Raw genomic sequence first — 13,149 nt, forward strand, 5'->3', positions numbered from 1 at the left:
AAGTATCTATATTAAACATTCTTTAAAAATGAGCTATAAAAAGCCTATAGTACTAACTTTTAGTATTACTGCTACCTTTGCCTTCCAGCTTTTCCACCCGCTTTTTAAGCTCTTCTATCATGCTCTGCTGTTCCTGTATTGCCTTGGTAAGTACAGCTACCATATTGGAATATGCAATCGCTTTTGTTTGCTCGCCATCATCCTCTTTCTGGTGTGTTTTTACCAATTCAGGAAAGTGTTCTGCTAACTCATGTGCCAGGAAACCTGCATGTGATTCTTTCTCATTGCAATTCGTGGTACTATTATCCCAGTTAAATATTAACGGATTCAGCAGTTTTACTTTGGGAAGTACACTTTCCATGCTGTTCCAGTTGGAAATATTCTTTTGATCCGTATACAGATATAAAGAGAACATGCGGGCATTCCCATATAGCTCCAGCTCATAATCACCGGAAAGCTCAGGACCAATTCCTACTTTCCCTTCTGGCCGGACAGACAAAAAGGCTTTGCCCTGGTTGATATTAGTCTCATTTTCGCGCCCCCCATGTGGCCCGCCTTTGCGAAACACAAAACCCTTGTCAGCATTAGTAACAAAAACACTTTGATCATTATCCACCCCCATGGCGAGGTAAGTAATATTTTGTGCAGGGCGCAGGTTAATGATACTAAATGCGGGATTTGCTTTTTGAAGGCTTAATAAAAACCGGCCGGAAACATTATCCGTTACCTCAAGATTCGCTACTGGTTTTTCAGTACCCACCCCTACTTTACCATCCGTACGTATAGCAACAAGACTACCAGAACTTTCGGGTGTTCCGGGTTGCGGAGTTTCCTGTTGGAGATAGCCATCGAGGTCATCCGGTCCTTTACGGAAATAAAACCCACCGGCTGTATTGGTAGTGAATACGGCGGCAGTTTTTATGGCGGCGGTAGCCAGATAGGTGGCTGTTGCCGTTTCTTCTTCAGTAGTAGTAGTAGTAGTATATACCGATATCGTTTCTGTGGTTGTTTTTTGTTGTGGTTGTAGTAATATACGATTACTATTGGTGGCCTGTATATCAACTGTAGCCTGAGGTGTTACTGTTGAAACCCCTACTGCTACCTTATCTTCCTGAGTGGTCAGGTATACCATCGGAATAGTAGTTTCCCCCTCCTGTATTTGTTGTTCCGCCTGTTCACCGCCAGACCTGGATTGCTCAAATAGAAATCCGGCAGCATTAGTTACAAAAATACTGTCTTTCAGTAGTTGTTGCGTACAATAAACTGTATTGCCCTCATTGCCCTGTTGCAGGGTAAAAGTAGCGGTGGTTGCACCTGCTGCATTAAAGAGAAAATCGCTGCCGGCTTCTTCATCCTGTATATGTACCCTGGCCACTGGTGTGCTGGTTCCCATTCCTATGCGGTGGGTTACTTTGGCATACATGTAATCCTTCTCAGGTGGGTCCTTTTTTACTATTTCCCAGTCATCATCTTCCATTTTTAAGGGCTCCCAGCGTTTGTCCTGATCTGGTGGCAACTTCGAACAAAAGGAGATATTTGATGCCTCAGGTTGTTCCGGTTCTTGTTCCTGTTTATCTTCCGTACAAGGACAATCAGCCTTGGTGGCCTTGCATATATAAAGTACCTTTTCATATATTACCACATCTCCTGGCTGATAGCTGACGCCCGGCTGCCACTTACCGAAAAAAGCATCATCCCTTTTTACAAGGGTCGAATCCACGAGGTTGAAATAGTCTTGCGGAGTAGGAGCAGCACCTGATTTAAACTGAGCCTTCAGTGCTGCACGTGAAATACTTGCCATGAGCGTATCTTTTTATTTTTAACCACGAATTTTTATGATAATTGCCACTTGCTGTTACATAACGATATCTGTTTCAGGTGCAAGGGCATGGTATATTTGTTCATCAGGTACCAGCACAGACCATGGCGTACCCGCTGTTATTTTCTTCAAAGGAGTTCCTCTGTTACTATACATAATAAATGACGTAACGTAATCCACATAATCCTGCTGTTCTATCAATTGCAATACGGACGACATCATGATAGTTCCTCCAAAGGTGATATCCTGCTGCCCGTTAAATGCCCAGGGAGATAAGAACCGGAGTACAGCCATTTTAAGTTCCTGTTTGTAAAAATTAGCATCTTTACCTGCTGCAAAAGCCACATTTCCTTCAAAACTGACACCTTCGTAGATGGGGTTTACCGTACTTACGTTTACAAAATGGGAAGTGCGTAATTTCAGATACTCTTCTATTTCACGCAACAATATGCTGCTGGCGCGGGGTCTGAGTTTTCCTGCCAACGGATGAGTATCTGTTTTGGGGATTACTGCGATGGTTACATATCCTGGCGCTTTTACACTCACCAGATCATTTTTCCCATTGAGGCGGAATTGTGTATGTGGAATACATTTTACTTTATGAATGTCAGGAAAGGCATCCAGTATCAACCGCTCATAATCATATACATTAATAGCCCTTCCTTTATGCCTTAGCCGTTCGCTGCTGCGTATATTAAAATCTTCCGGTTCTTCCGGCATACGCCCTCCAAATGAAGGATAAGGCTGCACTATTTTCTTAATTGCACTGTCAGGGACGACCAAACTACTGATTACCTTGGACGACAAAGGAATACTGAGCCTGGCAGGATCATTACCCTGATCTGTAAATACCAGCCGTGTTCCCTGTGCTGCTACCAGAATACCTTCACAGATGGCTGCCGTATATTGGTTAACAGACACCTTCAGCCAATGATAACCTGCAGGCAATACTGTGTGGACGGTATCTGCATCCCAGGGAAGTGAAATAGTTATAATACCTGAAGTAAGCAATCCTTTTGTATCATCACGAATGAGATGAATATCTTTTTGCAGGGGCTGCCAGTTATTACCTACCAGGTACGCCCATACAGGAGTTGCCGCTGAAGCGAGATCCGGATTGGCTGTAAATACTGCCAATTGGAAGAATAATGCGAGCTGACTTCCCGGTATAGCGCCAGACAATCCTATCAATAAGGTTCCTTCATCTTCCACAACAGGTAATAAAGTGCAGCTGCCTGGAGTGACCACTACGCCATTACTTTCTTCAAACGGATATAACTGAAAACAGGTGATATCCGAAGGGCTACCGGTACTGGCTGTATAACTGAGGCTCAACTGCTTAATTGTTGGGGTATAGGGTACATTAGGCAATGGATTTGCAGCTACTTCAGCGGCAGTAATACCAGGCTTTCCAAGCGCCAGCAAGGTCTGGGCCAATAAACCAGGATATTGCTGGTGAAAGAAATCCTGTGGAGATAATTTTAAGCGGATAAATCCTTCTATAGAAGTATTGGTATAAGGCAATAACGGTTGTTCATTTTTTAACAAACGATCGTATGGGGTCAGGGCAAACTGCGTGGTACTTAATAATGTATTGTCTGAAGCTTCCGCAAAAAGGCCTTTCTCATCTGCCGGGGCTGTCCATACGCCATTCTTTAACGCATCCACCTGTACCTTAAAGGAAGTATTATCAACTGTGGGTGTGTAGGCTACATAATAGGTACCGAATTTCTTTACTGCATTTAACCCTTCCCATTCCATGGATAATGTCAGCGAAGTAAGGGGCTTACGAAAAGCCTCCTCATTACCTATGTAAAAATTACTTCCATTTAGCGGTACACTGGTAAAAGGCGAAAAAGGTTTGCTCGCATCTATCTGACCATTATCATTACTAAGCAGATTGTTTTTTAAACCATTTGCTCCCACTTCAATAGCAATACTATCACAAGCTGCCTTACTTAGCTCATCATACCACTTGACAGACTGGTCGTTCAATTGATATTGCGCCTGCTGGTTAAACAGTATTTGTACCATTGGCTCTTTTAAAGGATAACCGGTTTTCCACTTTTTGGGGTCCGCTGCCACCAATGGAGGATCAGCAGGCTGTAATTCCAGATAGATTTTTAGCTCCGGGGCGGTATAAGTAATCGTTGGACTGGTGGCCGGTGCTACCCATTCCTTATCAGTAGAATATCGAACCTGTAATAATGCGGGAAGGATAGCTGCAGGCAGTGTAGTCTGTAAAGCAGATAACCGGATTCGTATCGTTACTGTACGCATACCTTCCTGCAATAACAATATAGGTGCAGCTACTAACAGACCTGTACTGGCAAATGGAAATAGTCTGGTACCGACATCAGGATTACTTTTGTCAATAAAGTATTGTTTATTTCCTAATAAAGGCCAGCTATTGTTTGTTTCATCCTGAAAAGACGCACCTGCCCCATCTGCACTATTGGCCACAGGGGCTATAAAAAGCGTGGAGTGTTCATCCTTGTATAAAGTGCGTAGCTGCGCTATCATTGCCTGGTTGAAGACCCCTTCCTGCTCCATGGCAAAGCTCAGGTCTTTACCCGTTTTGTCCTTACCTGCCTTGAATGCGGTACCAGCCGGTAACAACCTGCTGTTTACCTGTTGTGCCAATGCGATCAATACATGTACATGATCAGGTTGAGCCGGACGTTCTTTCAATTGCAGAATTTCCCGGTAAAAAAAGTCGAGGTGCTTTCCGGTAAACCGGTTCATCTCTGTCCTGACATTATCGAACAACTTCAAAAAAGCATATAATAACCCCAGGTGGGGTGGATGCTTTTTCAGGTCTCCTCCGCTAAGGGCTTTATCAAAATTATCTGCTGCCGCTGTCTGCAATTGCATCACCCCGTTATACCCAATGTTAAACAATTCATCCAGGGTGGCTAATGCTTTTATGTGTTGGCGGCGGGGATAGTTATTTAACCTGTTTAGTTCCTGATCACTGCTCACCAGTTTGTCAATGGTGAGGCCCCAGGCATCATTTTCTTTCAGGTGGTTAATGCTGAACAACCGGGAGACAGATTTTTCAGATCCTGCTTCAATAGAATTGGTTAATGCAATCAGGCGGAATAATCCTTTACTGAAGTCGGTACGGATAAGCGCATCCAGTATACGGTATAAAGTCTGATCATTGACATTTGTTTGTGCCGGGTCATACAAACTCGTGTACCAGCTATTTAATTGCAGCATCACTGCCAGTACCTGATTTATAACCGGCCATAGCTGGCCTGCATCAAATCCACTTTCGTATCCTTTGCGGGCTTTATCATAAGCATTTTTGAGTGATGCAACCGGAAACTCATGTATGATCGCATACTGAAAAGGCGCATTGTTGCGGAAAAAATCCTGCCAGTCACCTGATGGCAGCAATACATCATTATTACTTTCAGGAGATGATGCCTCATAATACAGGACATATCTGGCATAACGATATATAAAACTTAGTAATTCCTGGGGTTTCCGTTCATCCATACTTACATAACTATCCCGGAGCGCCTCGGATGTACGTTCCCATTGGCTTATACCGTCCCGGATTAAGGGGTGAACTATGTGCTTGTTACTGCTCATAATGTGCTGGAACCTGTTTTAGCTTCGTTAGGTTGCATATCTTTCAGATAGAAATCATATACAAAATTGGATCTTGAATTAGTCGTTAATATGCGGTAACTGATCTCAATCCTCAGAAATCCCTGTATGGCATCCCAGAAGTCTGCCTGGGATACTGAAATGTCCTCCATTTCAATACGGGGCTCATAATACAGAATGGCGTTTTCTACCGTGTCTTTTATAAATCCGATAAGGGTGTTGCTCATGGATTCAAACTGATAGTCCGACAGGTTACAGCCAAACTGTGGTTGCATCACCCTTTCGCCAAAGCTGGTAGACAACAGTATTTCCAGACTTTGTTCTATATCTTCTTTGGCGGCTACCATTTGCACATAACTTTCCTTTACGCTTCCCCATTCATCCGTGGCCTTTATAAAAGCCGGAGGGAAAGCCCATCCTCTACCTAAAAAATCATTTTCCTCATTCATACTATTTATGTTTACGATGCTGTTTGTTGTACCGGTGATATGTATTATCCTCCAATCATCACAGTAGGTTGCCCTATCATAATCGTACCGCCATGCGCAGTCAGATCTCCCATGCGTGCAGCAGGCTTACCTCCTATCAGCACCGTCGCAGATCCCTGAACGATGACATCGGGAGGGCCTGTGCAAACCAGCATATCTCCCACTACTGCTGCGGGCATACCTCCAATCAGTACGGTGGGCACTCCTGGGCCCGTTACGGGTCCTCCTACATGAGGAACCGGTCCGGTAAACATCGGGCACACATGCATATCTGTTAGTCTGGCTGCTGGAGGCATATACGTTTCAGTTTATTTTGATTATTCCACCCTTGAGCTCCAACATGGCCGAAGCACTCAGTTTGGCGGTAGCCTGGGCATTCATTTCCATAGTGGCCTGAGAACTGAGTTTCATCGTAGCCCCTGTTGCACTAAAATCACCAGTAGCTTTCAGCGTCATCTTCCCCGCAGCTTCCAGGGTGATATCTGCAATACTTTTAATGGTAATCCCTCCTGATTCCATCTTGATACTGTTACCATGCTGGTCAGTGATATTAACAGTCTGGTCCTGCTCGCTTAAAGCTATTTTATTACCAGCCGGGGTTTCCAGTTGCATCACTTTATTTTCATCATCATACATCACTTTCATCTGGCTGCGGGTAACCAACCCTTTAATATGATTCGTATCCTGTGCTGTTAAGGGAGCCACTTTATTACTGCTATGTAACATACCAAGTACCACAGCAAAGCGGGGATCTTCATTGACAAAGCCTACAATTACTTCGTCTCCTATTTCAGGCCGGAAGAAAAATCCCCGGTTATTGCCGGCATCCAGCGACGCCGTTCTGGCCCAGGTACCTTTAGCCTGATTATCTACCAAAGGGAGCTTTACCAGTATACGATGTTCTCCATCCGGATCATTTTCCAGCTGCACAACTACCCCTATCTGTAATCCCTGTACAGCTGGTAATAATCCTGCTGCCGGTGTTTCTACAATATCTTCCTGCTGATGAAACCACCCAGGCGATAGTCCTATCTGCAACTGGGTAACCCATACTCCATCACCATGCTCATGCCGGACTCCTGTAATAAATACCAGTCCATTAAACCGGTTGCCCATACCTTTTAGCGCAATGGTATCACCCGGTTTTACCAGGGGGCTACCCTTTATCTTTACCCGGCCTCTTACCTGCGACATACGGCTTTTAAGCAGACAGGCATCTGCCCAGGCTTTTAGTTCTGCAGTACTTAATAACCCACTATGCCGGAGTTGAAAATCAGCAGGTGATACTGCTTTGGCCAATTCACTTCCAGACAGATTACCTGGTGCCTTAAACGGATCACCTTGCGCATCTGATGACGCCAGGGCCTGTCCGGCATAATCCCAGGCAGCAGCATTTACCTGTTGCCATTGGGTACGGGCATCCATTTCCATCTCCATTTCTTCAATGGTAGCGCCATAGATTAAAGTAAGCACAGGAGAAGCCGCCAGTTCCGGCGCAATCACATCCACCTTGCCGTCATTAACGAGTACCAGCCGGCTATTCACTTCCGCCCGACTGAGTATAAAATCCCAATCCGTACAGTAATACTGCACGAGTTCCTTATGTGTTACATCCGTAGCCTTCACATTGCCGGATACACCGGCAGCCTGTAATACGGTACTGATCGCATCGCTATCCTTTACATTTTCAAAGTATTTGTTTTTCCGCCCTAGTGTGAGCTTTACACAAGCGTCTCTGCAATCCAGTAGTAAACAGGCCCCTCCGTTTTCACTTGCGCGAATGGCATGCTTTACAATCAGTCCTTCAAATAATGATTGTGCCTTCCCTCCCTGGCTGATCTTTAACTGGATCTTATTACCAGGTATAAAATCAGCAGATTCGCTCACTGCAAATTTTTCTGCAGCTGCATCTCCGTCCATAATCAGGATTCTTGCAGTGGGTACCTTATTCACCTCCCGGTTAATGGTAACAGATTGAAGTGTATAAGCCGATTCTTTTACACGGGAGCCATTAACATAGATCTCTACTTCTGTATAGTCCAGGGAGCCTGGTACAGGTATCACTCTTTCTTGTGTATTTTCTCCAGCCATTATGTTTTTACTGTTTGGTTCTCAGATACTTGCCTTATTGGTGGAAATACCAGCTCATCTCCGGCACGAAGCGGTCTGAAACTCACCAGGTTATTGGCTTTAGCCACTTTCATATAATGCGTAGCATCACCATAACTCCTATACGTGAGTAATGGTAAGCTGTCTCCATTGGTGATTTTAATAACCCTGGTAAGATCAGGAGATTTTTTCTTCTCCTTTTCCACCCTTTTTTCCGGCGCGATATATTGGGTAAAAGTGGCACTTATTTTAGCTCTCAGTGGGGTCCCCTGGGGATTAAACAATACATAATTTATTTCCAGGGAAGCCAATACACAGTCAAACACAAAAAAGCTGCCCCACACAATCTTTAGTATACCCGGCCGGTGGGATTCTCCCTGCATATTGTACACCACTTTCACTAGCTGGTCAATTTGTTTGGGCACTGGTGTACCATTTAGAATATTCCCTTCAATAGTGCCCGTATTATCCAGTGTAAAGTCCAGTTTTAGTTGTTCCGGTGCGGTTCCTTTGTATTTAGGTGCACCACCCTGATTACCGGCAGTAGCGCCGCTTTCATTTTCTATTTTATAGGTCCGTGCATAGGATTCCGGGTTTACAGGAATGGTAAAGCTGATCCCCATTTCGTCCTGTTGTTTTTTATCCAGGAAGCCTTTAATGACGATCTTTTCTACATTGGCTTTTTCGCTAGGCATTATCTTTCTTTTTGCACTTTTAATATTTCCAGCACCCGTTCCACACAGATCTGGATGATCGCTTCCTTAGGAGCTTCCTGTTGCCCGGCAGCTCCTTTCCCTTCTTTTCCCATTTCATTTTCCACCACAGCTTTAATAACGAGTTCTCTGATCTCCACCGGCATGATCGTTCCCTTATTTAAACGTGAAATAATTATAGTTCAGCTCAAATGTTTCAATCAGTATTTCGCCTTTGTCTGCATTAAGATCAGCTACTTTCCAGCTTTTGGGCCAGGCATGATGTACATTCCAGGTCATTAATGGTTTATGTTGTTCATTCAGCAGATTAATGACAATATCTACCGGCGAAAATTCAAAATTGTTAAATGCCTGTAAGCACCACTCTGTAATCTGGGTGTCGCCTGATTTAAAAATCCCCCGTCGCAGTACCAGATCAGAACATTTGTTCCTTACAGGGATCACATGTTCAAAACGGTTTTCACCACCTTCTTTCAGCGTATCCGTTTGTAAGCTGTAATTCAACCCGGACACTGATTGGAAGTACATGTCATTCGCTACTTTGCTCCTGAATCCAAAAGTCACATCAAAGTGAAACCCTACCGGAGGATACAGTTTACTTTCCATACTGATTATTTTTAAGGCTAGCGATGTTCGACCTCAAGCCCTTCATGTACCAGTTCTACAGTTTCAATAGCAATTTCATTGGCATCGGCTTTCAGATCTGCTGCCTGTACTTTTATGGGCCATGCATTTTTTATTTTCCAAACAATAATAGGTGCGTGGGTTTCATCCAGCAGGCTGATGGTAATATCCCTGCGGTATTTTCCATTTTGCTCCTGGAAAAACTTGGTTTCTTTCCACCATTCAAAATATTCGTTGTCTGATTTAAAAGTGCCTCTTTTAAGCGTGATATTGCTGTATTTCTGTAGCCCGGGTTGTTTGGTTTTATGATATTCAGGGCTGGCACCATGACGGTATTCTATCGCTTCGGTTTCTACAGTAAGACCGGTCACTTCCGTGAATCCGATATTAGCCCCACCCCATTGTACCTGGAAATGAAATTTTGGTAATGGATAATTTGCCATTGTAATTGTTTTTTAAGATTTGGTTCTCAGTAGTTACTTTACTTCACAAATTCTGGCGGCCAATGCAGCCTTATATGCAGCTTCCAGTGATTCTTTTTTAGATTGGGCAGCTAGTCGTTTAACAGTTTCAGCATCCCGGGCTGTTTTTGCTTTATTCATCTCTTCCTGGGCAGTAGCTGCCAGCCCTTCCACATTTTCCTTAAACTTATGGAAACCAGCCAGCGGATATTGCTCCCCGTTTACTTCCATGTCTTTAGCACAACCGCATAAATCCGGGCTTTGCCCTGTCAGCAGTATTTGTTTCAAAATCTCCAATACACTTACCAACCCGTCTTTATCTTCATCTTTAGCACTTATTAACGCTTTGAACAAATCAGTTTCCTCCTGCACCTGCTGCATTAATGTACTTACCAATACTTTTACCTGCTCGATAGCTTCATCTACCGCTTTCTTTAATTCATCCAGGATAGCTACAATGGAGTTGGCATTTTTCCTGGGAAGTTTAGGATCTATCTGATCATTAAATTCTTTTAATGTGATCATCAGGTCTTCTGTATAGTCAAGGTGCTGATGTGTTTCATACACCAGCCATCTTACCGCTTCCATCCCTCTGCCTGCGTTGGTGCTTACTTTCTTTCCCTGTTCCAGGGTTCTGGACAACTCATCATAATACACACCACCCAGTCGGTATGTTTCTGTTACCTGGTCCTTCATCACTTTTAGTCCACCAGCCCATATCGTTGCTTTATCCAGTTTTGCATTGAATTGCCCTTCCCTGGCAGCAGCCTCTGCAAAAACCTGCAAAGCCTTTTCCATTTCTCCTTTTAAATGGGCTATATATTCCTGCACGCTACTGTTAGTGCAATTTTTTTCCGTATCGTTTGCCATTTTTATGAATGTTTTGAGGTGAATGAATGATCGTGTTGCAACACTGTCATACTGGTCATGAATTAAATTCAGCTTCGGCAGCAGCGGCAATTTCAGTCAGTGAAGTGCTGGGCTTCCAGGCTTCATCTTTCATAAAATCGACGACAACTCCCCAGCTGGTTTTTTCGGCACCATAGTAGTATTTGTCCGCCATGGCATCGCTTTGTTTCTCTTTGGCGTCTCCCAGTTTCTTTCTGGAATCTTCATGACTTGTTTGCAATTTTTTAATATTATCCTCTACATCCTTAATCAGGGCAGCACCCGTTATACTTACTTTATCGGCCAGTGGCGTCAGGCTGCCTACATTAATAAATGTATTGATAGCTGAAACCTTTACTACCCATTCAGACAGATCATCCGCCTTATTAGCCAGTGCTTTTGCCTTTCGAAGTATTTCTTTTACTTTTTCCGTTAATGCTTTCTTTTTCTCATCATCAGATTTCCCCTTACCTGGCTCTGATTTACTTTTATCATTTCCTCCTTTCTGGAGTGCCTGGTTAATAATGGTTTGTTCTTCGCCATTGCATGATTCACTCACCGCGTCACTGAGCTTACGAGCCAGTTCCTGCACTTGTTTTTGTTTGTTTTTGGTGTCTTTTATAGCCTGAACCACCAGCTTAAAATCTGTATTGATCATGGTATCATATTTCTTGGATATTTTACCTACGGTGTCTTTAAACCGTACCACATCTTTAGAAATACAGCAAGTGATCCGCTGGTTTATTTTATTATATTCTGACAATGCTTCTGCTATTTTATCCTGTGTTTGCTGTACACTTTCTACAGACTTATACATGGTACAGGCATTAGTGTCATTTACCTTGTCTGCAGAAATAGCGGCGGTACTACTTGATTCGGCTTTTACCAACAGGTCTTTTATTACCTGCTGGTAGTAAGAAGGGTTGCCTGTGCGGGGACCAGGGTGATTAGCTTCCTGGGTTGGGGTATTTACATTTCCGTCTTGCATTTGGGGTAGTTTTTGAAGTGAATGTTAAAAGCAGACTAGGATTCCTGCATTTTGTGGCTGAATTTCAGGATAATGAATTCTGCAGGTCTAACTACTGCCAACCCAATTTCAACAATCATTCTGCCTTCCAGAATATCAAATGCTGTCATGGTTTCATTCAATCCCACTTTTACATAAAAAGCATGTTCAGGTTTTACACCTGCCAGTGCGCCAGCACGCCATTGATTGATCAGGAAATTTTCTATCATGGCCTTGGTTTTCACCCAGGTATTGGCATCGTTTGGCTCAAACACAAATTGCTCCGTAGCTTTTTTAGTAGATTCTTCTACCATATTGAAGTACCTGCGTACGGATATATACCGCCATTCATTACTGTTGCCGTCCATAGTGCGGGCGCCCCATACCTTAATCCCTCTACCTGGAAAAAAGCGAATTGCATTGATAGAGATCCCGGCGTCTTCATCCACATTCAGGGTTTCCTGTATTTTATCATTGATATCACAGGTAATACCTGATACTGCACTTAATGATTCATTAGCCGGAGCTTTCCATACCCCTCTCATATTATCTACCCGGCAGTAAACACCTGCTATAGATGCGCTGGGAGGCAGATAAATGGAAAAACTATCTACCGCGAGCTTCACATTTGCTTTCTGCAGGCTGTTTAACTCGTCAAAAGTCTTATCTGTATTATCTACTATTATTTTTATGGCACTATCTGTCCGGTAGTAATTAAAAGTAGACCGGATATTGGGGAAATATACCGCCCCATATCTACGAAAAGCAGCATCTTTATTCAGGGAATTACGGAATTCCTGCGCAAGTGCCAAAATATCTCCGGCAGTTTTTAAAGTACGGGCATCTTTATGCATATCCATAATCACAAAACGATCCATCAGGTCCACACACTGGTCAAGCGCATTCCCTGTTATGGTAAAGTAGGTATCCTTATCCATACCCTGCCCTTCAGGCACAATGATCAGCGTTGGCTCATCCAGCTTTTTCAGCTCTTCCAGTCCGTTTAAAAACGGTGTAGCATCTGAGATCACCGTACCTATTGCAGTAAATCCGCCAACAGAAATAATGTAACAAGGTCCACCCCCATTTTCAAAAAACTGTTGCATAGCATAATACAGGATATGCCTGGAAGGCCCTTTCCCGTCTGTCCAGTCAAAATCTACATTATACCGGACACCTTTAGGAGTGGTTTCAATGTTGACGACCAGATTTTCTTCCGGTTGTGCCTCACCGAAAACGTCTACATATTCCATCAGGGAACTGATACGTACCGGTTTTAACGTCATATCTTCTCCATCCTTTTTAGCTTTTTCTGTAAAACCAATAAAGGCAGGAATTGCTGTTTGCACCTCTGTGATCGAAGGGGGGAATTTAGAGATCTCTTCTACATACACACCAGGTGTCTTGTATGGTTTTGCCATAG

At 43.6% G+C, this 13,149-nt stretch carries 12 protein-coding genes; all 12 read right to left on the bottom strand.

Annotation, left to right across the window (positions count from 1 at the left end; all coding sequences use genetic code 11):
* Window positions 1-52 precede the first annotated feature (52 nt).
* Genes ABR189_RS08150 through ABR189_RS08205 form a run of 12 tightly spaced genes read right to left on the bottom strand, consistent with a single transcriptional unit; the run spans window position 53 to window position 13,147 of the window.
* A complete protein-coding gene (locus tag ABR189_RS08150) occupies window positions 53-1,801 on the bottom strand; it encodes a tail fiber domain-containing protein (RefSeq protein WP_354659977.1) in 1,749 nt (582 codons plus the stop codon).
* A gap of 54 nt (window positions 1,802-1,855) precedes the next feature.
* On the bottom strand, window positions 1,856-5,419 hold the full coding sequence (locus tag ABR189_RS08155) for a baseplate J/gp47 family protein (protein WP_354659978.1): 3,564 nt from the start codon (window positions 5,417-5,419) through the stop codon (window positions 1,856-1,858).
* The gene (locus ABR189_RS08160; RefSeq protein ID WP_354659979.1) at window positions 5,416-5,886 is read right to left on the bottom strand and encodes a GPW/gp25 family protein; all 471 of its coding nucleotides are present in this window, start codon (window positions 5,884-5,886) and stop codon (window positions 5,416-5,418) included. The genes ABR189_RS08155 and ABR189_RS08160 overlap by 4 nt, the downstream gene beginning before the upstream one ends.
* A gap of 44 nt (window positions 5,887-5,930) precedes the next feature.
* Window positions 5,931-6,221: a PAAR domain-containing protein gene (locus ABR189_RS08165; protein WP_354659980.1), complete on the bottom strand. Its 291-nt coding sequence runs from the start codon at window positions 6,219-6,221 to the stop codon at window positions 5,931-5,933.
* 7 nt (window positions 6,222-6,228) lie between these two features.
* A complete protein-coding gene (vgrG, locus tag ABR189_RS08170; protein ID WP_354659981.1) occupies window positions 6,229-8,016 on the bottom strand; it encodes a type VI secretion system tip protein VgrG in 1,788 nt (595 codons plus the stop codon).
* Window positions 8,016-8,729, bottom strand: coding sequence for a CIS tube protein (locus ABR189_RS08175; RefSeq protein WP_354659982.1), 714 nt, complete (start codon window positions 8,727-8,729; stop codon window positions 8,016-8,018). Before ABR189_RS08175 ends, vgrG begins: the two co-directional genes overlap by 1 nt.
* Window positions 8,729-8,893, bottom strand: a complete 165-nt coding sequence (locus tag ABR189_RS08180; RefSeq protein WP_354659983.1) for a DUF5908 family protein — start codon at window positions 8,891-8,893, stop codon at window positions 8,729-8,731. Before ABR189_RS08180 ends, ABR189_RS08175 begins: the two co-directional genes overlap by 1 nt.
* Before the next feature lie 10 nt (window positions 8,894-8,903).
* Window positions 8,904-9,353, bottom strand: a complete 450-nt coding sequence (locus ABR189_RS08185; protein ID WP_354659984.1) for a phage tail protein — start codon at window positions 9,351-9,353, stop codon at window positions 8,904-8,906.
* Window positions 9,354-9,370: 17 nt separating this feature from the next.
* Window positions 9,371-9,814, bottom strand: coding sequence for a phage tail protein (locus tag ABR189_RS08190; protein WP_354659985.1), 444 nt, complete (start codon window positions 9,812-9,814; stop codon window positions 9,371-9,373).
* A gap of 33 nt (window positions 9,815-9,847) precedes the next feature.
* Complete coding sequence (locus ABR189_RS08195; RefSeq protein WP_354659986.1) at window positions 9,848-10,702, bottom strand: hypothetical protein; 855 nt, start codon at window positions 10,700-10,702, stop codon at window positions 9,848-9,850.
* 55 nt (window positions 10,703-10,757) lie between these two features.
* Entirely contained in the window at window positions 10,758-11,708 is a 951-nt protein-coding gene (locus ABR189_RS08200; RefSeq protein WP_354659987.1) for a hypothetical protein, read from the bottom strand.
* Window positions 11,709-11,743: 35 nt separating this feature from the next.
* A complete protein-coding gene (locus tag ABR189_RS08205; protein WP_354659988.1) occupies window positions 11,744-13,147 on the bottom strand; it encodes a phage tail sheath family protein in 1,404 nt (467 codons plus the stop codon).
* Window positions 13,148-13,149 lie beyond the last annotated feature (2 nt).

The sequence above is a fragment of the Chitinophaga sp. H8 genome, from assembly GCF_040567655.1.
GTDB lineage: Bacteria > Bacteroidota > Bacteroidia > Chitinophagales > Chitinophagaceae > Chitinophaga > Chitinophaga defluvii.

What these genes read in the sequence shown, in the direction of transcription:
- ABR189_RS08150 (WP_354659977.1), bottom strand. Translation starts at nt 1,801, where the DNA reads ATGGCAAGTATTTCACGTGCAGCACTGAAGGCTCAGTTTAAATCAGGT.
- ABR189_RS08155 (WP_354659978.1), bottom strand. Translation starts at nt 5,419, where the DNA reads ATGAGCAGTAACAAGCACATAGTTCACCCCTTAATCCGGGACGGTATA.
- ABR189_RS08160 (WP_354659979.1), bottom strand. Translation starts at nt 5,886, where the DNA reads ATGAATGAGGAAAATGATTTTTTAGGTAGAGGATGGGCTTTCCCTCCG.
- ABR189_RS08165 (WP_354659980.1), bottom strand. Translation starts at nt 6,221, where the DNA reads ATGCCTCCAGCAGCCAGACTAACAGATATGCATGTGTGCCCGATGTTT.
- vgrG (WP_354659981.1), bottom strand. Translation starts at nt 8,016, where the DNA reads ATGGCTGGAGAAAATACACAAGAAAGAGTGATACCTGTACCAGGCTCC.
- ABR189_RS08175 (WP_354659982.1), bottom strand. Translation starts at nt 8,729, where the DNA reads ATGCCTAGCGAAAAAGCCAATGTAGAAAAGATCGTCATTAAAGGCTTC.
- ABR189_RS08180 (WP_354659983.1), bottom strand. Translation starts at nt 8,893, where the DNA reads ATGCCGGTGGAGATCAGAGAACTCGTTATTAAAGCTGTGGTGGAAAAT.
- ABR189_RS08185 (WP_354659984.1), bottom strand. Translation starts at nt 9,353, where the DNA reads ATGGAAAGTAAACTGTATCCTCCGGTAGGGTTTCACTTTGATGTGACT.
- ABR189_RS08190 (WP_354659985.1), bottom strand. Translation starts at nt 9,814, where the DNA reads ATGGCAAATTATCCATTACCAAAATTTCATTTCCAGGTACAATGGGGT.
- ABR189_RS08195 (WP_354659986.1), bottom strand. Translation starts at nt 10,702, where the DNA reads ATGGCAAACGATACGGAAAAAAATTGCACTAACAGTAGCGTGCAGGAA.
- ABR189_RS08200 (WP_354659987.1), bottom strand. Translation starts at nt 11,708, where the DNA reads ATGCAAGACGGAAATGTAAATACCCCAACCCAGGAAGCTAATCACCCT.
- ABR189_RS08205 (WP_354659988.1), bottom strand. Translation starts at nt 13,147, where the DNA reads ATGGCAAAACCATACAAGACACCTGGTGTGTATGTAGAAGAGATCTCT.